The 22,023-nt window shown below is 55.1% G+C and carries 19 protein-coding genes and 1 other annotated feature; of the genes, 5 read left to right on the top strand and 14 right to left on the bottom strand.

Annotated features, from left to right (window positions below; genetic code table 11):
- Nucleotides 1-117: 117 nt before the first annotated feature.
- The 5 genes from dnaJ to tal form a co-directional block, all read right to left on the bottom strand.
- Entirely contained in the window at nt 118-1,263 is a 1,146-nt protein-coding gene (gene dnaJ, locus ACXI0A_RS04645) for a molecular chaperone DnaJ (protein ID WP_224932450.1), read from the bottom strand.
- Between the two features lie 103 nt (nt 1,264-1,366).
- On the bottom strand, nt 1,367-3,277 hold the full coding sequence (gene dnaK, locus ACXI0A_RS04640; RefSeq protein ID WP_224932449.1) for a molecular chaperone DnaK: 1,911 nt from the start codon (nt 3,275-3,277) through the stop codon (nt 1,367-1,369).
- Nucleotides 3,278-3,489: 212 nt separating this feature from the next.
- Nucleotides 3,490-4,791, bottom strand: coding sequence for an MFS transporter (locus ACXI0A_RS04635; protein WP_476150142.1), 1,302 nt, complete (start codon nt 4,789-4,791; stop codon nt 3,490-3,492).
- Between the two features lie 113 nt (nt 4,792-4,904).
- Complete coding sequence (mog, locus tag ACXI0A_RS04630) at nt 4,905-5,492, bottom strand: molybdopterin adenylyltransferase (protein WP_224932447.1); 588 nt, start codon at nt 5,490-5,492, stop codon at nt 4,905-4,907.
- Nucleotides 5,493-5,615: 123 nt separating this feature from the next.
- The gene (gene tal, locus ACXI0A_RS04625; protein ID WP_061718163.1) at nt 5,616-6,569 is read right to left on the bottom strand and encodes a transaldolase; all 954 of its coding nucleotides are present in this window, start codon (nt 6,567-6,569) and stop codon (nt 5,616-5,618) included.
- Nucleotides 6,570-6,782: 213 nt separating this feature from the next.
- Here tal and yaaA point away from each other — a divergent pair, with 213 nt between their 5' ends.
- On the top strand, nt 6,783-7,559 hold the full coding sequence (gene yaaA, locus ACXI0A_RS04620) for a peroxide stress protein YaaA (protein ID WP_476150144.1): 777 nt from the start codon (nt 6,783-6,785) through the stop codon (nt 7,557-7,559).
- A gap of 63 nt (nt 7,560-7,622) precedes the next feature.
- Here the strand turns inward: yaaA and thrC are convergent, their stop codons facing one another.
- The 5 genes from thrC to ACXI0A_RS04595 all read right to left on the bottom strand — a co-directional run bounded on the left by thrC (nt 7,623) and on the right by ACXI0A_RS04595 (nt 13,351).
- Entirely contained in the window at nt 7,623-8,906 is a 1,284-nt protein-coding gene (gene thrC / locus ACXI0A_RS04615; protein ID WP_476150145.1) for a threonine synthase, read from the bottom strand.
- A gap of 3 nt (nt 8,907-8,909) precedes the next feature.
- Entirely contained in the window at nt 8,910-9,839 is a 930-nt protein-coding gene (gene thrB / locus ACXI0A_RS04610) for a homoserine kinase (protein WP_476151158.1), read from the bottom strand.
- A 2-nt stretch (nt 9,840-9,841) separates the two neighbouring features.
- On the bottom strand, nt 9,842-12,304 hold the full coding sequence (gene thrA / locus ACXI0A_RS04605) for a bifunctional aspartate kinase/homoserine dehydrogenase I (protein ID WP_476150147.1): 2,463 nt from the start codon (nt 12,302-12,304) through the stop codon (nt 9,842-9,844).
- Between the two features lie 26 nt (nt 12,305-12,330).
- Nucleotides 12,331-12,453: a sequence feature (Thr leader region), on the bottom strand.
- Nucleotides 12,389-12,460, bottom strand: coding sequence for a thr operon leader peptide (thrL, locus tag ACXI0A_RS04600; RefSeq protein WP_413650334.1), 72 nt, complete (start codon nt 12,458-12,460; stop codon nt 12,389-12,391). Its footprint overlaps the feature before it by 65 nt.
- 201 nt (nt 12,461-12,661) lie before the next feature.
- Complete coding sequence (locus tag ACXI0A_RS04595) at nt 12,662-13,351, bottom strand: tRNA/rRNA methyltransferase (RefSeq protein WP_224932427.1); 690 nt, start codon at nt 13,349-13,351, stop codon at nt 12,662-12,664.
- 609 nt (nt 13,352-13,960) lie between these two features.
- Between ACXI0A_RS04595 and arcA the strand changes: the two genes are divergently transcribed.
- Nucleotides 13,961-14,677 (top strand): two-component system response regulator ArcA, encoded by a 717-nt coding sequence (arcA, locus tag ACXI0A_RS04590; RefSeq protein WP_224932426.1) that lies wholly within the window; start codon nt 13,961-13,963, stop codon nt 14,675-14,677.
- A 49-nt stretch (nt 14,678-14,726) separates the two neighbouring features.
- On the opposite strand, the gene creA is transcribed toward arcA, so the two are convergent.
- Nucleotides 14,727-15,200: a protein CreA gene (gene creA / locus ACXI0A_RS04585; RefSeq protein ID WP_224932425.1), complete on the bottom strand. Its 474-nt coding sequence runs from the start codon at nt 15,198-15,200 to the stop codon at nt 14,727-14,729.
- 194 nt (nt 15,201-15,394) lie between these two features.
- Between creA and robA the strand changes: the two genes are divergently transcribed.
- A complete protein-coding gene (robA, locus tag ACXI0A_RS04580) occupies nt 15,395-16,276 on the top strand; it encodes an MDR efflux pump AcrAB transcriptional activator RobA (protein ID WP_034826193.1) in 882 nt (293 codons plus the stop codon).
- 187 nt (nt 16,277-16,463) lie between these two features.
- Here robA and gpmB read toward each other — a convergent pair whose 3' ends face one another.
- Nucleotides 16,464-17,111 carry a 2,3-diphosphoglycerate-dependent phosphoglycerate mutase GpmB gene (gpmB, locus tag ACXI0A_RS04575; protein ID WP_224932424.1) on the bottom strand — a complete coding sequence of 216 codons (648 nt, stop codon included), beginning with the start codon at nt 17,109-17,111 and terminating at the stop codon, nt 16,464-16,466.
- 51 nt (nt 17,112-17,162) lie between these two features.
- On the opposite strand from gpmB, the gene yjjX reads away from it, so the two are divergent.
- On the top strand, nt 17,163-17,681 hold the full coding sequence (gene yjjX, locus ACXI0A_RS04570; RefSeq protein ID WP_224932423.1) for an inosine/xanthosine triphosphatase: 519 nt from the start codon (nt 17,163-17,165) through the stop codon (nt 17,679-17,681).
- On the opposite strand, the gene trpR is transcribed toward yjjX, so the two are convergent.
- Both trpR and sltY read right to left on the bottom strand, forming a co-directional pair.
- Nucleotides 17,682-18,005, bottom strand: coding sequence for a trp operon repressor (gene trpR / locus ACXI0A_RS04565; RefSeq protein ID WP_224932422.1), 324 nt, complete (start codon nt 18,003-18,005; stop codon nt 17,682-17,684).
- A 44-nt stretch (nt 18,006-18,049) separates the two neighbouring features.
- Nucleotides 18,050-19,969, bottom strand: a complete 1,920-nt coding sequence (sltY, locus tag ACXI0A_RS04560) for a murein transglycosylase (RefSeq protein ID WP_476150150.1) — start codon at nt 19,967-19,969, stop codon at nt 18,050-18,052.
- Nucleotides 19,970-20,225: 256 nt separating this feature from the next.
- Here sltY and atzF point away from each other — a divergent pair, with 256 nt between their 5' ends.
- The gene (gene atzF / locus ACXI0A_RS04555; RefSeq protein ID WP_476150152.1) at nt 20,226-22,022 is read left to right on the top strand and encodes an allophanate hydrolase; all 1,797 of its coding nucleotides are present in this window, start codon (nt 20,226-20,228) and stop codon (nt 22,020-22,022) included.
- Nucleotide 22,023 lies beyond the last annotated feature (1 nt).

Here is a 22,023-nt window from a genome sequence, read left to right as displayed (position 1 = left end):
ACCTCGTTAAAAGCAGCTTATGTCTCGTTTATGGATCGGGAATACCGATCTATTAAATCACAGACATAAAAAAAGCGGAGAGTTTCCTCTCCGCTTCATTATGGCTCGCTGACTCGATTAACGGGTCAGGTCGTCAAAGAACTTCTTCACGCCGTCGAAGAAGCTTTTGGAGCGCGGGCTGTTTTTCTCACCCAATGGGCCACCAAAGCTCTCTTCCAGCTCACGCAGTAAGGCTTTCTGTTTGTCGTTGAGGCTGACTGGGGTTTCCACCACCACACGACATAGCAAATCGCCCACCGCGCCACCGCGTACTGACTTCACGCCTTTACCGCGCATGCGGAACAGCTTGCCGGTTTGCGTTTCTGAAGGCACTTTCAGCTTCACGCGACCGTCCAGCGTCGGCACTTCAATCTCGCCGCCCAGTGCTGCCATCGCAAAGTTGATCGGCACTTCACAGTACAGGTTGTTATCTTCACGTTCGAAGATCGGGTGTTTCTTCACCGAGACCTGAACGTACAGATCGCCCGCTGGTGCGCCGTGTTCACCCGCTTCACCTTCGCCGCTCAGACGAATGCGATCGCCGGTATCCACACCTGCCGGGATTTTCACCGACAAGGTTTTCTGGCGCTCAACGCGGCCATGTCCATGACAGGCGTTGCACGGATCTTTGATCACCGAACCGCGACCGTGACAGGTCGGACACGCCTGCTGCACGGTGAAGAAGCCCTGGCGCATCTGCACCTGGCCTGCACCGTGACAGGTCGAACAGGTCTGTGGCTGCGTACCCGCTTTGGCACCGCTGCCGTGGCAGACATCACACTCTTCCAGGGTAGGAATGCGGATCTCTTTGGTCACGCCGCGTACCGCTTCTTCCAGCGACAGCTCCATGTTGTAGCGTAAATCGGCGCCACGGGCAGCACGCTGACGGCGTCCACCACCAAAGATATCGCCAAATACGTCGCCAAAGATATCGCTGAAGTCAGCACCGCCGCCGCCAAAGCCGCCGCCACCGAATCCACCACCGCCCATGCCACCCTGTTCGAAGGCTGCATGACCGTACTGGTCATAGGCCGCACGCTTTTGCGCATCGGTCAGGATTTCGTAGGCTTCTTTAATCTCTTTGAATTTCGCTTCGGCTTCTTTATTGTCCGGATTACGGTCCGGATGGTATTTCATCGCCAGGCGCTTGTAGGCCTTTTTGATTTCACGCTCATCTGCGGATTTAGAGACGCCTAAGATCTCGTATAAATCACTCTTAGCCATTTTGTTCTGCCCTTAACATGATCGCACGGGCGTGGAGAGATCTCCTACGCCCGTGCTGGTTTCAACGGCTGTCAGGCCAGCCGTCGCGCCCGGTCAGGGGCAATTATTTTTTGTCTTTAACTTCTTCGAATTCAGCGTCGACAACATCGTCATCTTTCTTCGCTGAAGCGTCGCCAGCGTCTGCTGCGCCCGCCTGGCCTTGCTGTTGAGCCAGTTCCATCAGTTTGCTTGATACTTCCATCAGAGCCTGCATTTTGGCTTCGATTTCCGCTTTGTCTTCGCCTTTCAGCGCAGTGTTCAGCTCGGTCAGCGCAGACTCGATCGGTGCTTTGTCTTCAGCAGACAGTTTGTCACCGGCTTCGTCCAACTGCTTACGGGTGCTGTGAGAAATCTGATCACCCTGGTTACGGGTCTGAACCAGTTCTTCGAACTTACGGTCAGACTCGGCGTTGGCTTCTGCGTCACGCACCATTTTTTCGATCTCTTCTTCGTTCAGACCTGAAGAAGCTTTGATGGTGATCTTCTGCTCTTTACCGCTGTTTTTGTCTTTCGCAGACACGTGCAGGATACCATCGGCATCGATATCGAAGGTCACTTCGATCTGCGGCATACCGCGCGGTGCAGACTGAATACCGTCGAGGTTGAACTGGCCCAGTGATTTGTTATCACCTGAACGCTTACGCTCACCCTGCAGCACGTGAATAGTCACGGCAGACTGGTTATCTTCAGCCGTCGAGAACACCTGGCTGTGCTTGGTTGGGATGGTGGTGTTCTTGCTGATCAGCGAAGTCATCACGCCACCCATGGTTTCGATACCCAGCGACAGCGGGGTTACGTCCAACAGCAGAACGTCTTTTACTTCACCGGCCAACACACCGCCCTGAACCGCAGCACCGACAGCAACTGCTTCATCCGGGTTCACGTCTTTACGTGGCTCTTTACCAAAGAACTCAGTCACTTTGGCCTGAACCATTGGCATACGTGTCTGACCACCGACGAGGATTACGTCGTTGATGTCTGAAACAGACAGGCCAGCGTCCTGCAGAGCAACTTTCAGTGGCTCGATAGAACGGGTCACCAGATCTTCAACCAGTGATTCCAGTTTCGCACGGGTCACTTTGATGTTCAGGTGCTTAGGACCGGTCGCATCCGCCGTGATGTACGGCAGGTTAACGTCGGTCTGCTGAGCAGAAGACAGCTCAATTTTTGCTTTCTCAGCGGCTTCTTTCAGACGCTGCATCGCCAGCGGATCGTTGTGCAGATCGATGCCCTGGTCTTTCTTAAATTCTGCGACTAAGTAATTGATCAGACGGCTATCGAAGTCTTCACCACCGAGGTGAGTATCACCGTTGGTTGCCAGAACTTCGAAGGTTTTCTCGCCATCAACTTCATCGATTTCGATGATAGAGATATCGAAAGTACCACCACCCAGGTCATATACCGCGATAGTGCGGTTGCCCTGACCTTTATCCAGACCGTAAGCCAGTGCCGCTGCGGTTGGTTCGTTGATGATACGTTTTACGTCCAGACCCGCGATACGGCCGGCATCTTTGGTTGCCTGACGCTGCGCATCGTTGAAGTAAGCTGGAACGGTGATAACCGCTTCAGTTACCGCTTCACCGAGGAAATCTTCCGCGGTTTTCTTCATCTTTTTCAGCACTTCAGCAGAGATCTGCGGCGGTGCCATTTTCTGGCCTTTCACGTCCAGCCATGCGTCACCGTTATCAGCGCCAGTGATTTTGTACGGCATGATTTTGATATCACGCTGCACTTCTTCGTCCTGGAAACGACGGCCAATCAGGCGTTTGATCGCGAACAGAGTGTTCTGCGGGTTAGTCACCGCCTGACGTTTAGCCGGCTGACCGACCAGAGTCTCGCCATCTTGTGTATATGCAATGATTGACGGTGTGGTGCGATCGCCTTCGGCGTTTTCAAGCACACGTGCTTTACCACCATCCATAACCGCAACACATGAGTTGGTTGTACCCAAGTCAATACCAATAATCTTACCCATCTAAACGTCTCCCACTTAAATTCTTTGTCAATTAGCGTTGTTAGCAGATGTGCGGCCAAGCTGGCCTTTTTCAACTGCTGTGACAGGCTTTTTTTGCTGCCTGACATCACTCGATGACAAGTAAATGGGGCCGCTTCAGAGCGCATCAAGGGTTAAAACTAAAATAATTTTAAAAAAATGCGGAAAAGAAAAAGGCGCTTACGCGCCTTAAGTTAGACATTCACCTGATTGAGCAGCGTTGATCGCTGTTTTTCGCTCTGCAGCCACAGGCCGACCAGCAAGCCAATCAGCGCCAGCGCCAGCACATACCAGGCCGGTGCCATCGGCGTGAGTTGCATCATCAGCGTCACGCTGATCGGTGTCAGACCACCGAAAATCGCATAGGCGACATTGTAGGAAAATGAGATACCGGTAAAACGCACCGCTGCCGGGAACGCTTTTACCATCACAAAAGGCACCACGCCCACCACACCAACACTCAATCCCGCCAGTCCGTACCAGACAAACAGCATCTCAGGCGAACCATCGAGTTGATGGAAGAAGTTCCAGCTGAAGATAGCCAGCAGCAACGAACCGCCCATCAGCGTTAACGCCGCGCCGAAGCGATCCACCAGCCAGCCAGCGATGACGCAGCCGAACAGCAACATAATGGTGGCGACGCTATTTGCTTGCAGGCTCAATGCCGCTGGGATGCCATGCTGTTTCTGCATCAACGTGGGTGCCATTAAGATCACCACCACAATGCAGGCGGAAAGCAACCACGTCAGCAGCATCGAAATCACAATCCCGCGCTTATGGCTGGCGAGGATGGTTTGCAGCGGTAGCTTGTCGGATAACGCTTTACGCTCCTGCATCTGCTTAAACACCGGCGTTTCATGCAACCAGCGGCGCAGATACATCGCCAGCAAGCCGAATAAGCCACCGAGGAAGAACGGAATGCGCCAGCCGTGATCGCGAATTGCGGCAGGAGAAAGCGTGGTATTCAGCACCGTTGCCACCAACGACCCCAGCAAAATCCCCGCCGTTAAACCCGCCGTCAGCGTGCCACAGGCAAAACCGATGCGCTTCTCCGGCACATGCTCTGCCACAAACACCCACGCGCCCGGCACCTCGCCACCAATCGCAGCGCCTTGCAGCACGCGCATCAGCAACATCAAAATCGGCGCTGCGATACCAATACTGGCATAGGTCGGCAGTGCGCCCATCGCCAGCGTCGGCAGCGCCATCAGCAAAATGCTCAGGCTGAACATCTTCTTGCGTCCGACTTTGTCACCAAAGTGGGCCATCACGATGCCGCCCAGCGGACGCGCCAGATAACCTGCGGCGAAAATCGCGAAGGTCTGCACCTGACGCAGCCATTCCGGGATATCCGGTGGGAAGAACAGCTCGCCAATCACGGCGGCGAAGAAAACGAAGATAATGAAGTCGTAGAATTCCAGCGCCCCGCCGAGGGCAGCCAGCGACAGGGTTTTATAATCCTGGCCGTTGAGACGGCGCGTTGTGTGTGCATCCATAGTCGTGCGGTATCCAGAGGCAAAGTCAGTATGGTTGTAAAGCTGGAGTTACTATACCGTCAATATTTCGCCACACCAGTACCGCTGAATTTTATGCCTGAAAACGGCGATTTTCAGACGTTTGTCTCACGCCTTGCGCTTTTGGGGCGAAATGCTGCTACCACTGCGGGGTTGGTTTCCACATATGGCCCTTCCAGCAACTGTAAACAATAAGGTACAGCAGCGAAGATGCCCGGCACTTTTACTGCACCATCTTCCGCTTTCAGCCCTTCCAGTGTCTCTTTTATGGATTTCGGCTGACCGGGCAGGTTGAGGATCAGCGACTGTTTGCGGATCACGCCCACCTGACGCGAAAGGATCGCGGTTGGCACAAACTGCAGGCTGATTTGACGCATTTGTTCGCCAAAGCCCGGCATTTCACGATCGGCGACCGCTAAAGTGGCATCGGGTGTGACATCGCGGCGCGCCGGGCCGGTACCGCCGGTGGTCAACACCAGGTTGCAGAACAGCTCATCGACCAGTTCGCAGATCGCCTGCTCAATCATCGGCTGTTCATCGGGCACCAGGCGGGTTTCGATTTCAAACGGAGTAGTGAGCGCGCTAGCAAGCCAGCTTTCCAGCGCCGGAATGCCCTGATCCTGATAAATGCCGTTAGCAGCACGATCGGAAACGGAAATTAATCCAATACGTAAAGTATCCATTAAGTTATCGCTGTGGTTGACCGCAATGCGGCAATTGAAGGGGAATGCAAAAAGGATAATACAAAGCGGAAGCGAGGGGAAAGCGTAAAACCGTGGCGACGGGTGCCGCCACGGCAAATCACCTTACAGCAGTTCGGCGATCATCTTCTCAAGTTTGCCCTGGTCGATGGCAAAGTTGCGGATGCCTTCAGCCAGTTTGGTCACAGCCATTGGATCCTGGTTGTGCTGCCAGAAGAACTCGGCTTCGGTCATTTTCGCAGGACGCGCTTTGACTTCACCGGTGTAGCTCAGCTTACGCTCAACAGTCCCTTCGCTCTCAGCCAGCTCTTTCAGCAGGCCCGGAGAGATGGTCAGGCGGTCGCAACCGGCCAGCTCAATGATTTCGCCGACGTTACGGAAGCTGGCACCCATTACCACAGTTTCGTAACCGTGCTGTTTGTAATAGTTGTAGATTTCCGCCACAGACACCACGCCTGGATCTTCGTGTGCTGCGTACTCTTTCTTGTCGGTGTTCTGCTTGTACCAGTCGAGGATACGGCCAACGAATGGAGAAATCAGGAACACGCCCGCTTCCGCACAAGCACGCGCCTGCGCGAAGGAGAACAGCAGAGTCAGGTTACAGTTGATGCCTTCTTTTTCCAGCTGCTCAGCAGCACGGATGCCCTGCCAGGTTGAAGCCAGTTTGATCAGGATACGGTCGTTGCTGATGCCGGCATCGTTGTACAGTTTGATCAGGCTACGCGCCTTCGCGATGCTCGCTTCGGTGTCGTAAGAGAGACGTGCGTCAACTTCAGTTGAGATACGGCCTGGGATCAGTTTCAGAATTTCCAGACCAATGTTGACGGCCAGCTTGTCAGAAACCAGTGCCAGCTGCTCTTCTTTATTGCTGCTCTGCTGACGTGCCCAGGTAATGGCTTCGTCAATCAGTTTGCGGTATTCAGGGATTTGAGCGGCGTTGAGGATCAAAGAAGGGTTGGTGGTCGCATCTTGCGGCTGATAAAGCTTCATCGCCGCGATATCACCGGTGTCGGCGACCACAGTAGTCAGCTGACGCAAGGAAGTAAGTTTGTCCGTCATGGTTCTCTTTCTCTTAGGTTGACTGTCAGGGTGTAAAAGGCTGTTGGGATAATATCACGCACAATTCAGTGCGCAACATCACGAAGTGCCTCATTACGATAGCGCTAACAAATGGGAGCGATTTGCCGATCCGTGCAGCTTTTTTGCTACACTCGTCGCAACTTAATTCCCACCAATCCCCTGTAAACAGGCGGGTCAACAAGGACAAACACGATGCTGATGGTTATCTCGCCAGCGAAGACACTGGATTTTGAAAGCCCGCTGGCGACACAGCGCTTTACGCAGTCAACACTGTTAGAAAAGTCACAACAGCTGATCGATGTTGCGCGCGATCTCTCACCGGCGCAGATCGGATCGCTGATGGGCATCAGCGACAAACTGGCGCATCTGAATGCCGAACGCTTCAATCAATGGCAGCCGCCCTTCACGCTCGACAATGCCCGTCAGGCGATTCTGGCGTTTAAAGGTGACGTGTATACCGGCTTGCAGGCGGAGACGTTCAGTGAGGCGGATTTCGATTTCGCTCAGCAGCATCTGCGCATGCTGTCCGGTTTATACGGCGTGCTGCGTCCGCTGGATTTGATGCAGCCTTACCGCCTGGAAATGGGCATCAAGCTGGCCAACCCGGCGGCGAAAGATCTCTACGGTTTCTGGGGTGATTTACTGACGCAGAAGCTGAATGATGCGATGGCCGAGCAAGGCGATGAGGTGCTGATCAACCTCGCGTCCGATGAGTACTTCAAAGCGGTGAAGCCGAAGCAGCTCAACGGTGAGTTGATCAAGCCGGTGTTCCTCGATGAGAAGAACGGCAAGTTTAAAGTGATCAGTTTCTACGCCAAGAAAGCGCGTGGCCTGATGAGCCGCTATGTGATTCAGAACCGCTTGAGCAAGCCAGAGCAGCTGAAACAGTTTGATGTCGATGGTTATTTCTTTGCGGCTGATGAGAGCAAGGGTAACGAACTGGTGTTTAAGCGCCGCGAGCAGAAATAAAAAAAGGTCGCCAACATGGCGACCTTCCTCTTTGAGACGCGCATGAATGCGCGCCAGTATGCATCACTTCATCAAGAACTTACGCAGTTCAGCAAAGTCCGCCGTCATATTATGCGACAGCAGTGGCAGCTCAGCGCGCTCTGCCAGCTCTGGCGGCAGCGGCAGTTCCTGACCCAGAATCTCGTCCACGCTCTCTTTGAACTTGGCCGGATGCGCGGTGCCGAGGAACAGGCCGAATTCGCCTTCCTGCAGGTTGTCGCGCAGCATGCGATAGGCAATCGCCGCATGCGGTTCAGAGATGTAGCCAATTTCTGCCAGCTCACGCATGGTGGCTTTGGTGGTCTCATCCGATACCGCACCCGACACCAGATCGGTCAGGCGCCAGGTTTTACGACGGAACAGCTCTTCGACGCGCGGCCAGTTGTTAGGCTGGCTGACGTCCATGGCGTTCGACAGGGTTGCCACTGTCGCATTTGGCAGCCATTCGCCCTTATCAAGGAAGCGTGGCACGGTGTCGTTAGCGTTGGTGGCAGCGATAAAACGCTTGATCGGCAAGCCGAGGGATTTCGCCAGCAGGCCAGCTGTCAGGTCGCCAAAGTTACCGCTTGGTACTGACACCACCAGCTGATTACGCTGCTCTTGCGGCAGCTGCGCCACCGCTTCGAAGTAGTAGCAAATCTGCGCCAGCAGACGGCTGATGTTGATTGAGTTCGCTGAGTTCAGGCCAATCGCCTTCTTCAGCTCTTCATCATCAAACGCCTGCTTCACCAGCGCCTGGCAGGCATCGAAATCGCCTTCCACTGCGATGGTTTCAATATTGCCGCCCAGCGTACAGAACAGTTTTTCCTGCAGCGGGCTGATTTTGCCCTGCGGATAGAGAATCACCACTCGCACGTTTTCCATGCCGTAGAACGCATGGGCCACGGCGGCACCGGTGTCGCCTGAGGTCGCGGTCAGAATGGTGATCTGCTCATCGGCACCCGACACATAAGAGAGCATCTGCGCCATAAAACGGCCGCCGAAGTCTTTGAACGCCAGGGTTGGGCCATGGAACAGTTCGAGGCAGGCCACATCAGCACTGACTTTCGCCACCGGCGCCGGGAAGGCAAAGGCATTTTTCACGCGCTCAGCCAGCTGGTGTGCAGCCACTTCATCGCCAATATAAGCAGAGAGGATTTTGCTGCTGCGGCTGACGAAATCCATCTCCAGCATCGCATCGATGTCGGTCAGTTCGAATTCCGGCAGTTCGAGCGGGAAGAACAGCCCTTGCTGCGAGCCGAGGCCCTGTTTAACGGCCTGAGCAAAACTAACCTGCTCGTTGTGATCCTTAAGGTTGTAGAGTTTCATGCGTTATCCCAAGTTACGTGCGCCAGCCGTATCAAGACGGCAGATATGGACGAAGCCTTCATCATTCTGCAGATAGTGCTGGCTCAGCCAGTCTGCCATCCGCTGTGCCGTTGCCATCTCGTTGCAAACGGCGAAAAGTGTCGGGCCGGAGCCCGAAATACCGCAAGCCAGTGCGCCAATATCGGCCGCCGCTTTACGCGCGTCGGCAAAACCTGGCAGCAGTTTGGTGCGATAGGGTTCGGCAATCACATCCTGCATCAGTTTAGCTGCCAGCAGCGGCTGACGGGTATGACAGGCGTGAATAAAGCCGGATAACAGGCGGCCATGCTTGATGGCATCTTCTTTGCGGTACTGTGCAGGCAGAATCGCCCGCGCTTCTGCGGTCGAGACTTTGATGCCCGGATATGCCATCACCCACAGCCAGTCGTCAAAGCACGGCACCTCCTGACTGATGATCCCGTTCTCTTCAATCATCAGCTGCACACCGCCGAGGAAGCATGGCGCGACGTTATCAAAGTGCACGCTGCCGGAGATACGCCCTTCCAGTTCGCCCATCAAGGCCAACAGTTCGGTATCGCTCAACGGCTTGCCGCAGAACTCGTTCATCGCCATCAAACCGGCCACCACCGAGCAGGCGCTGGAACCCAGGCCTGAACCGATCGGCATGTTTTTTTCCAGCGTCATCGCCACCGGAACCTGTTTACCAATCGCCTGGCAGAAACGTTCCCAGCACTGATAAACGATGTTCTCTTGCGGATTGGTGGGCAGCTTGCTGACAAAGCGCCCGGTGTTCACCAGGCTGAAGCTGTCGGCCGCTTCGACTGACACGCAGTCACCCAACAGGGTGCCATCCACCGGCGAAACCGCCGCGCCCAGCACATCAAAGCCGACGCTGACGTTACCTATCGAGGCCGGTGCATAAATTTTTACCATCATCAAACTCCCAACTTCCACGACAGTGTACGCAGCAAGTCAGCAAATACGCCGGCCGCTGTGACATCATTCCCCGCGCCGTATCCACGCAGAACCAGCGGGATCGGCTGATAATAGCGGCTGTAAAACGCCAATGCGTTCTCGCCGTTCTTCACTTTATAGAGCGGGTCGTTACCGTCCACCGCATCAATTTTCACCTTGCAGACGCCACCTTCTTCAATGGCGCCCACGAAGCGTAACACTTTACCTTCATCACGCGCTTTGGCAACGCGGGCGGCAAAGGCATCGTCCAGTTCCGGCAGACGCGCCATAAACTGCTCAACGTCGGCGATGTCAGTGAGTTCAGCCGGCAGCAGCGGCTCGATCTCGATATCGCTCAGCTCCAGCTGATGGCCCGCTTCACGTGCCAGAATCAGCAGCTTGCGCGCCACATCGGTGCCCGAAAGGTCGTCTCGCGGATCCGGCTCGGTGAAGCCCATCTCACGCGCCGTTTTGGTGGCTTCCGACAGCGAAACGCCTTCATCGAGCTTGCCGAAAATAAAGGAGAGCGAACCGGAGAGGATACCGGAGAATTTGATCAGCTCGTCACCGGCATTCAGCAGATTTTGCAGGTTTTCGATCACCGGCAGACCAGCACCGACGTTGGTGTCATACAGGAACTTACGACGCGACTTGGCCGCGGCCGCACGCATCTGCTGGTAGTAATTCCACGACGAGGTGTTAGCCTTTTTGTTAGGCGTCACCACGTGGAAGCCTTCGGCAAGGAAATCGGCATACTGATCGGCAACCGCCTGGCTGGAGGTACAGTCCACAATCACCGGGTTCAGCAGGTGATACTCTTTCACCAGACGCATCAGACGGCCCAGATTAAACGGGTCTTTAGCTTCACTCAGCGCGCCTTTCCAGTTGCTGAGATCGATGCCGTGCACGTTGGTTAACAGCGCGCGCGAATTGGCGATGCCGCACACGCGCAGGTCGATGTGTTTCTCTTTCAGCCACGCTTGTTGACGATGCAGCTGCTCCAGCAACGCCGCGCCGACACCGCCGACACCGACCACGAACACTTCGATCACCTGATCGGTGGCGAACAACATCTGATGTACCACACGCACACCGGTGGTGACTTCATCATTGCTCACCACCACAGAGATGGAGCGCTCAGAGGAACCCTGTGCAATCGCCACGATATTGATGTTGGCACGCGCCAGCGCCGAGAAGAATTTGGCGGAGATACCGCGCAAGGTTCGCATGCCATCGCCGACCACAGAAATCACCGCCAGCTGCTCCAGCACATCGAGCGGATCCAGCAGGCCATCTTTCAACTCCAGATAGAACTCTTCTTCTAATACACGGCGGGCACGCGCCTGCTCGCTTTGCGGTACGCAGAAGCTGATGCTGTATTCGGAAGAGGATTGGGTGATCAGCACCACTGAGATACCGGTGCGTGACATCGCCGCAAACACGCGCGCCGCCATGCCGACCATGCCTTTCATGCCAGGGCCGGAGACGTTGAACATCGCCATGTTATTGAGATTGGTGATGCCTTTAACCGGGTTCTCATCCAGCTCGCCCTCGCCACCGATTAAGGTGCCGGGCGCTTGCGGGTTGGCGGTGTTTTTGATCAGGCAAGGAATCTGGAACTGGGCAATCGGCGCGATGGTGCGCGGATGAAGCACTTTTGCACCGAAGTAAGACAGCTCCATCGCTTCCTGGTAAGACATCGACTTCAGCAGTCGCGCATCCGGCACCTGGCGTGGATCGCAGGTATAAACACCGTCAACATCAGTCCAGATTTCACAGCAGTCGGCACGCAGGCAGGCTGCCAGCACCGCTGCCGAATAGTCAGAGCCATTACGGCCCAGCACCACCAGTTCGCCCTTCTCGTTACCAGCAGTAAAACCGGCCATCAGGATCATGTGATCGGCTGGGATCTGGCTGGCGGCAATGCGGCGGGTGGAATCGGCGATATCGACAGTGGATTCGAGGTAATGGCCCACGGCCAGCAGTTTCTCCACCGGATCGATCACCGTGACTTTATGGCCGCGCGCCTGCAGCAGCGCTTCCATAATGGCGATAGAGAGCTTCTCACCACGGCAGATGATGGCGGCATTCACCGCATCCGGGCACTGGCCCAGCAGGCTGATGCCGTGCAGCACTTGTTTCAGCTGGGCAAATTCCAGCTCGATGCGGGTTTTCAGGCCATCATAATCGAAGCCAGGCTGAGCCTCCGCCAGGCCCTGCAGCAGATCGGCAAAAATACGTTCGGCATCGCTGATATTCGTCAGTGCGTCCTGGCCGCTGATGGTTTTCTCAATCATCGCCACCAGATGATTGGTGATTTTCGCTGGCGCAGAGAGCACGGTGGCAACCTGTCCCTGTTGCGCGTTGCTTTCCAGAATATCTGCCACGCGGAGAAAACGTTCCGCATTGGCTACTGAGGTTCCGCCGAATTTCAGCACTCGCATGATTGAAGCTCTCCTGAATTTTTGCCGAAAAAAAAGCCCGCACTGTTTAGGTGCGGGCTTTTTTCTTTGTTTTTCCTGTATGCGTCAGCCCGCACCGTTACCTGTGGTAATGGTGGTGGTAATAATAATTGTGGTGTTCAGGCTGATATTACGCATTTAGATTTTTCTGTCTGTCTTTGTCTTGTCCGTCTGCCTTCCAGAATTAAAGCAAAGGGCACGTTAAGTCAACGAATTTGTCTTAGCCACGGTTTAACCACAGCTGCGCAGAGTTCGGTTTCTGCGCACAAATCATATCGGGATCGTTCGACGGATCGCCCTGTTTCCCGATCTGTCACTATTAAAACCGATATTCACCGATTATTTATCTATAAGTTTTTTTTCTACATCGTGCAGCAGGCGATGCAGCATGGCGCTATCGCGCTGCTCCAGCAGGCCGATACGCTGATCGATCCAGTCCGCCATTTTGGCATCGTCGCTCACGTCCAGCTTCACCAGCAATTGATGGAAGCGTTCGCGCAGCGCCTGCAGCTGGTGTTCGTTGGCCACTTCTTTCACTTCTGCCGCCACCTGATTCAGCGCCGACAGCTGATAGCAGTACACCATCACCGCCTGCCCGAGGTTGAGCGAAGGGTAATCATTGGCCATCGGAATGCCGGTCAGCAGATCGACCTGATCCAGCTCTTCATTGGTTAAGCCGCTGTCTTCACGACCAAACACCAGCGCGATACGACTCAGCCACTGACGCTTCTCCTGCAGAATGGTTTCAACCTGTTCGGGCGTGGCGTAGTAGCGGAATTTTGCACGGCTGCGTGCCGTGGTGGCGACCGAGAAATCGACATCGGCCAGCGCCTCACTCAGCGTGGCGTAGGTTTTGACGTTATCGAGAATCTCCCCGGCACCGTGTGCAACGCGACGCGCAGCCGGGTCTTGCCAGGCGTCACTGGCGACAATGCGCAGTTCGCTAAAGCCCATGGTTTTCATGGCACGAGCGGCCGCGCCGATATTTTCCGGACGGGCGGGTGAGACTAGGATCAGGGGGAAATGCATGATTTTTCCATCGAACTGTTAACAACTCGCCCTATGTTGGCATGCAGTGGCAAAAATACCAACCGCAGGGGCAAGAGAAAATAAGATGTTAAGGATGTTAAAAGAGGATAAAAGCCATGGGGAGAAGATATTGTGGGATATAACTAAAATTTCCACGCTTATTTAATATAAATCTATTGTTTTTCATATTATTAAAATATTATTTCCTGCAGGTTTTAGTTTTACCGTTATGCAGCCAAAATGTAGCAAAAATGCTGCTTTTTGTGAGCTAAGCTGGCATTCCTGGAGAAGTTTTTCATAAAAGTGTTAACGTGCTACACTTGCATTTGATATAAGTCAACGAAGCGTTGTTTTTATGCTTATCGGTTGTTGTTGGTGCTGTTAGGTTGCTGTTAATACGGTTAGGATAAGCGCCATTCCGATACCCACGGGGCACGCAAATATTCATCCTGACTGGCTGAGCTAACACTGAAGTTGACATAGATGGATGGTGTATTCCGAAGATTATTTCGTACACCGGTTGCGTAAGGCACGCTGTTTTGATGAACAGTAAACGCAGCCATCGTACGCCCTGTTTTCGATTTGTTGGCAAATTTTAGGTAGCGAAACATGCAGACCCCGCACATTCTTATCGTTGAAGACGAACTGGTCACGCGTAACACCCTCAAAAGTATTTTTGAGGCGGAAGGTTACGTGGTCTATGAAGCCACCGACGGCGCCGAGATGCATCAGGTTTTGACGGAAAATGACGTCAATCTGGTGATCATGGATATCAACCTGCCAGGCAAAAACGGTTTGCTGCTGGCACGCGAATTGCGTGAACAAGCAAACGTTGCGCTGATGTTCCTGACGGGTCGTGATAATGAAGTGGATAAAATCCTCGGCCTGGAAATTGGCGCCGATGATTACATCACCAAGCCTTTCAACCCACGTGAGCTGACGATTCGTGCGCGCAACCTGTTATCGCGCACCATGAATCTGGCGATGCCGAGTGAAGAACGTCGCGCGGTTGAAAGCTATCGCTTTAACGGCTGGGAACTGGATATTAACAGCCGCTCATTGATCAGCCCGAACGGCGACCAATACAAACTGCCGCGCAGTGAGTTCCGCGCGATGCTGCACTTCTGCGAAAACCCGGGCAAGATTCAAACCCGTGGCGATTTGCTGAAGAAGATGACCGGTCGCGAGCTGAAGCCGCATGACCGTACCGTGGATGTCACTATCCGCCGCATCCGTAAGCATTTCGAATCCACTCCGGACACGCCTGAAATCATCGCCACCATTCACGGTGAAGGTTACCGCTTCTGTGGTGAATTGCAGGATTAAGTTTGCTGCAGTAAAAGAAAAACGCCCATCAGGGCGTTTTTTTTATGGCTCAATGCCACGGCATGATCGGCACGGCGCTCAGCGCATTCTTCGGCGAACCGTCCACCACTTTATCTGAGTAGCTTAAGTAAATCAGCGCATGACGTTTCTGGTCAAAGAAGCGCACCACCTGCAATTTTTTAAACACCAAAGAAGTGCGCTTTTGGAACACAACTTCACCCTGCGCCTTGCCTTGTGAAATTTTATCGCTAAGCTCTACAGGCCCAACCTGCTGGCAGGAGATGGCCGCGTCGGAAGTATCTTCCGCCAGACCTAATCCACCCTTGATCCCACCGGTTTTCGCCCGGCTGATATAACAGGTTACATTTTTTACGTCGGGGTCGTCGAAGGCTTCCACCACGATCTTATGGTCGGGGCCAAACATCTTGAAAACCGTGTCTACTGAGCCGATCTCCTCGGCCTGTACGCCCGCGCTGAAGATAGAAGTTGCAAGCGTGATTATAAGAAAGCGAGTTATTGTCATTGAGTTACCATTGGCAATCGAATAGATGAGAATGTAATGTACTGTCAATCGAACCCGGAACCAAACCTAAACGGGTGATAACCCGCATTGATTTAGCACAGCAGATTAATCATCAGCCCCCACGCGTTTGTGCATTTCGTGCTATTATTCGACGACTTCATAGTTGCGCCACCAGAGAGTTATGAGGATGTTTTATGGACCAAGCCGGTATCATTCGCGATTTGCTTGTCTGGCTGGAGAGCCATCTGGACCAACCCCTTTCACTCGATAATGTTGCTCTGAAAGCGGGCTACTCCAAATGGCACCTGCAGCGCATGTTCAAGGAAGTGACGAGCCACGCCATCGGTGCTTACATCCGCGCGCGTCGTCTGTCGAAAGCCGCTGTGGCACTGCGCCTGACCAGCCGCCCGATCCTCGACATCGCTTTACAATATCGCTTCGATTCGCAGCAGACGTTTACCCGCGCGTTTAAAAAGCAGTTCAATCAAACGCCCGCCTGGTATCGTCGCTCATCGGAGTGGAACTCGTTCGGCATTCGCCCGCCGATTCGTCTTGACGATCACCACATGCCAGAGGCCACGTTTGTTACGCTGCCAGAAACGGTGCTGGTCGGGCAAACGCAAAGTTACACCTGCACGCTGGAGCAGATTTCCAGTTACCGTGACGAAATGCGTATCCACTTCTGGAAGCAGTTTCTGCTGGAAACCGATACCGTGCCACCGGTGCTGTATGGTTTGCATCAGGTACGTGCCAGCCATGAAAAAGATGATGAGCAAGAGATCCTCTACACCACAGCGGTGCCTGCCGATCAACAAGCACTGAGCATGCAGTCAAATCAGAATGTGATTCTCGAAGCCGGGGATTACGTGCAGTTCACCTATAACGGCGCCCGTAGCGCGTTGGGTGAGTTTATCCTGCTGCTGTACGGCACCTGCATGCCAACGCTGGGGCTGGTGCGTCGTCAGGGTCAGGATATCGAGCGCTTCTTTACCCACGGTGGTAAGAAACGCAGCGAGCCGCCAACGGAAATCCGTTGCGAATATCTGATTCCGATTCGTCCGCAGCAGAATCGCTGATATGAAAATGCCGTCACGATGACGGCATTTTTTTGGCCTCAATAACGGCCGGTCGTCATAAATGACGACCCTACGATTTCACAGCGTGCGCATTTATCACGAACCCGCAATTTGACAGGGTGCGCGTTTGTCACGACCCCACGAATTCGTAGGGTGCGCATTCATGCGCACCGATACCAGATAACAATTAACGCTGTAATTCATCCAGCGCAGGCGCGTCCAGATGCGACACATCGCCTGCCGTCTCGACCACCCATCCCGCTGCCAGCCACGCGCTCTGTTGATGATCCACGCGTGAGATAGAGCAGTTGCGCAGACGCAAACGACGTTCTGCGTGCGCCGGTAAGCCGAGCAGCGTGCTGACTAACACGCCCAGCGCCATACCGTGACTGACAATCAGCGGACGGCTGCCCGCTGGCAGTTCCAGCAACGCGTTCAGCGCTTCGTGCATACGCGTCGCCATCTCCAGCATCGATTCACCGCCGGGAATACGACCGCCTTCGGTGCCATCCACTAGCGTTTTACGCCAGCTCTCTTCTTCCGGCGTTAAGCCATCAAGGGGACGCTGTTCCAGACAGCCCATATTCAGCTCACGCAAACGCGCATCAACCGTGACCGTACAGCCGCACGCATCTGCGATAATCTCTGCGGTGCGGCGCGTACGGCCTAAATCGCTGGCAATCACATGCGTGATGCCCTGCGATTTCATCCGTTCACCGACTTGCTGAGCCTGTTGCTCACCTTTTTCCGTCAGCGGACTGTCGGATTGCCCTTGAATGCGTCGGGCCGCATTCCATACCGTTTCACCGTGACGAACAAGATAGACCTGTAGCATGCTTAATTTCCGTTATACTGCGACAAATTTGCCTTGAGGGTTCAAACAATTATGTACCACGTTGTCGCAGCCACCATCAACCCGGCAAAAATTCGCGCGATTGCTCAGGCGTTCAACGACGTCTTTGGCGAAGGATCCTGCCACATTGAAGGGGTCGAGGTCGAGAGCGGCGTTGCTGCTCAACCGTTAAGCGATGTCGAAACGCGAACTGGCGCACGTACCCGCGTGGCGAACGCGCGTCTGCTCCGCCCAGCGTCGGATTTTTGGGTGGCGATCGAAGCCGGTATTGAAGGCGATTGCGCCTTTGCGTGGATGGTGATTGAAAACGCTCAGCAGCGCGGAGAATCCCGCTCTGCCAGTTTTACCTTGCCGCCGGTGGTGTTAACAGGCTTAGCAGCCGGGCACGAACTCGGTCACGAAATGGCACGCTTAACCGGCGTTGATAATATCAAACAGAAAGGCGGCGCTATCGGCGCGTTTACCAACGGTCTGTTGAGCCGCTCCAGCGTTTACCATCAGGCACTGATTCTGGCACTCTGCCCGTTCACCCATCCGCTGTATCAGCAGTAGTTAATGGCGGCCTAAGCGCGCTTCCAGCCAGCGTTTCAGCTCGGGAGGCGCTTCTTTCAGACTGTTAGATCCACGCGTAATCGTGGCGATACCGACGCCCAACTCATTCTTCAGCTCGCGCTGACTCATGTCGCCGTTCATCAGCTCTTCGATAATGCGCAGGCGCGTGCCAAACGCTTCACGTTCATCGGGCGTCATCATCAGTTGCAACAATGGCAACGACACGCCGTCCGCGAAAGCGTTTTGCATTAACTCGATAAAACGCAGCCAGTTATCTTCAACAGGCTCAGCCGAATCTGGCTGGGAGGAAAGGGGTTGGCTCATGAAGGGCTTCCGTACTCATTGACGAGTACGGAAGCATAGCACAGCTAGTAACGGCGATTCCACTCACCATCAGCGAGAATCTTATCCGGCTTGCCCATGAAGTAACGGTAGTAGGCATCATAGGCCAGTACGTTTTTCACGTAGCCGCGCGTTTCAGAGAACGGGATGGTTTCGATAAACGCCACCGCATCCAGTTTGCCGCCGCTGTTGTTCAACCAGCTGCGCACCCTGCCCGGCCCGGCATTATACGCCGCCGAGGAGAAGATGCGGTTCTGATCGAACTGCTGATAAACGTACTCCAGATACTGCGTACCAATCTGGATATTGGTCTGCGGATCCAGCAGCTGGCTGCTGTTCACATAGCCAGGGATGTTATACATCTTCACGGTGTGCGCCGCAGTCGCCGGCATCACCTGCATCAAACCGCTGGCACCCACTGGTGAGCGCGCCTTCGGATTCCACGCACTCTCCTGGCGAGAGATCGCCATGGCATAGCTCTGCGGAATGCCTTTATCGCTGGTGTATTGCTGATACAGATTACGCCACGCCAGCGGGAAGCGCTCTTTAAGGCTATCCCACATTTTGGCGGTAATGGTCGCCTGCACGCTAAGATCCCACCAGTCCTGCTCGTTGGCGTAACGGGCCAGCATCTGCTGCTGTGAATGGGTTTTGCTTGAGATCAGATTGGCCCATTCGCTGCGCGCCAGATTATCCAGTCCCCAGTACATCAGTTCACGCACGCGAGCCAGTTCGGGCCCCTGTACCACCGCGTTGTCCGCCGCCGGAGCCTGATCGACCTGCAACGGATACTCTACGCCAAGGCGCTGCGCCGCGACCATCGGATAGAAGCCACGCGCCTGCATCAGCTTACGCAGGATCTCGTCAGCCTCGTCTTTACGCCCCTGAGAGATCAGCAGGTCGGCTTGCCAGTACTGCCACTCATCTTTCTCTTTGGCTTCTACCGGCAAACGGGCAATCCAGGTGTTCAGCCCACGACGATCGTTCTGACTCAGCGCCAGACGCACACGACGTTCCACCAGCGCGGTCGATTCGCTGTTCATCACCACCGCATCACGCCAGCGCGCCTGCTCGGAGGTCAGATCCGCGCCCATCATGCGCCACACCAAGGTTTCCTTCAGATCCTGCTCTTCGGCCTGGCTCATTTTCTGTGCCTGCACCAGCTGTGGGATCATCATGCGCGCATTATCCATATCTTCACGCGCCACGCGGGCAAAGGCATAGCTGGTGGCCATCCGGGTGAAATCGGTCGGACCGAGGCTACTGGCAAACGTGGTCACGGTCTGCGGATTCTGCTGCAGCGCAATCAGCGCGCTGGAGGTGGTCTGGTAATCCGCCGGCAGCGTTTTGGCCAGATAATTCACCAGGCTGTCGTTACCGGCTTTCATCGCCAGACGAATACGTTCGAGGATGGTGATTGGTGACATTTGCCCGGAGGCTTGCCACACCGAGAACAGCTGATCGCAGTCATTCGGCAGCGCGGAACCGCGCAGCCAGATCGATTTCGCGCCATCAAACGCCGCCTGCTGCTGACCGGTGGCCCACTTGGCGTAATACCAGTTACAGCGCGCTTGCACCGGTTTCGGTTCATCCGGACTGAAGCTCAGCACGCCCTGCCAATCCTGACGATGTGCCAGCACATTGACGAAACGCGTGGAAAGCGAACGCGCCGGTGGCAGCGTCGGGTATTGCTGAATAAAGTTCTTCACCGCCAGCGGCGTCTCTTGATCGAGATCCTGCGCCAGCAAACGGTATTGCAGATAAGGATAGAGCGGATAATCCTGCAGCGTTGGCATCAGCTGCGAGACCTGGTCCATTTGGTTATTATCCCAGGCTTGTTTGATTTGCGCATAGCGCTGTCGTTGTTGATCCAGCGAGTCGGCCCACACGCTGCCGGCCGTGCTGACCAGACAGATCCCTATCATCCAGTTACGCCACTTCTCCACTCTGCTCTCCTCTTCGCTGCGATCCAGCTCATGCCAGACTTAACTCATGCTAACCAGGCCAACGGTCTCTTGCCATGTTCTTCACAAAATTTACTCAGGCGCACCGTGATTGCACACCGCCTGCGCCGTGGCTGTGCAAATTATCATCACAAAATCTTATGGTATATCAATTAGCTACAGCTATTCATTCACTTACAAAAATGGCACGCGCTTTGCTCTGTTGAATTCCATCTTGTATACCAGTTGGAATTCACTCATGGCAGCAACCTTCGGATACACGCTTCAGGATTGGCAGCACCGCTATCAGCAGGACCCGCAGTGCATCACTGCCCTATTGGCTGCGCACCTCGACGCCATCGACAAGCAGGATAACGCCTGGCTGTATGTGGCGACGCCCGCGCAATTGCAGGCGCAAATCGAACCTTTGCTGGCCAGTTACTTGCGCAATCCCGCTGCGCTGCCGCTGTTTGGCGTGCCGTTTGCGGTGAAAGACAATATTGATGTCGCAGGGTGGCCCACCAGCGCCGCCTGCCCAGCCTTTACCTACACCGCTGAAGCCGATGCTTTTGTCGTCGCACAGTTAAAAGCGGCCGGCGCGGTGGTGATCGGCAAAACCAACCTCGACCAATACGCCACCGGTTTAGTGGGTACGCGCTCGCCTTTTGGTGCGGTGAGCAACACCTTTAACCCTGAATATGTCAGCGGCGGTTCCAGTTCTGGTTCTGCTTCGGTGCTGGCGCGCGGGCTGGTGGGCTTCTCGCTGGGCACCGATACCGCCGGTTCCGGTCGCGTCCCGGCGGGCTTTAATAACATCGTCGGCCTCAAGCCGACGAAAGGCTGGTTCTCGGCCAGCGGCGTGGTGCCTGCCTGCCGCCTAAATGACACCATCTCCGTGTTTGCCCTGACGGTGGAAGATGCCTTCGCCGTGGCGACAGCGGCAGGCGGTTACGACGCTGGAGATGCCTATTCACGCAGCAACCCGCACACCGCACCGGCCAGCTTCAAAGCCCAGCCTGATTTCGCTATTCCCGCCATGCCAGAATTCTTTGGAGATAAGCAGGCGGAAGCGGCGTGGTTAAGTGCCCTGGAGCAACTGCAAGCGGGTGGTGCGACGCTGCACCCGATCGACTTCAGCGTGTTCCACCAACTGGCGGAACAACTCTATTACGGCCCATGGGTTGCCGAGCGTACCGTAGCGGTGGGCGAGATGATTAACCGCCCGGAAGAGATGGATCCGGTGGTGTACGGCATTGTCAGCAGCGGCCTGAAATACACTGCCGTGGAGGCTTACCAGGCGGAATACCTGCGCGCCGAGCTGACGCGCCAAATCCAGCAAACCCTGGCGCAGTTCGATGCGCTCGTGGTGCCGACTTCACCCACTATTCACACGCTGGAAGAGATGAAACAGGAGCCGGTGCGCTACAACTCGCAGTTCGGCACTTACACCAATTTCACCAATCTCGCTGATCTCAGCGCACTGGCGCTGCCTGGCCCATTCCGCGCCGATGGCCTGCCTGCGGGTATCACGCTGATTGCGCCTGCCTGGCAGGATCGCGCGCTGGCGGGCTTCGGCATTCAGTGGCAGCAGCAGATGGCGCTGACGTTAGGCGCGACCGGCAAAGCTCAGCCCGCTCAACACACTGCCTTCCCGTTTTCTGCCGATCACGTACGCGTAGCGGTGGTCGGTGCGCATCTCACCGGTATGCCGCTCAATTTCCAGCTAACCACCCGCGATGCGGTGCTGGTGGAAGAGACACAAACCGCCAGCAACTACCGCCTATTTGCGCTGCTCGATGGCCCGATCAAAAAGCCCGGCCTGCTGCGCGGCGACAGCGGTGCCGCCATCACCGTGGAGCTGTGGGATATCCCACTGGCGCGCTTTGGTGAGTTCGTGGCGGAAATCCCGGCACCGCTCGGCATTGGCTCACTGACGCTAGCGGATGAAAGAGTGGTGAAAGGCTTTATCTGTGAACCGGCGGTGCTGTCACAGGCGCTGGAAATTACCGAATTTGGCGGCTGGCGCAACTGGTTGGCCTCTCAGGGGAGTAAATAAT

This window comes from Pantoea sp. C1E2 (genome assembly GCF_056491465.1).
Note: the sequence above shows the minus strand (reverse complement) of the source record. Positions and strands in the feature narration are given on the sequence as shown.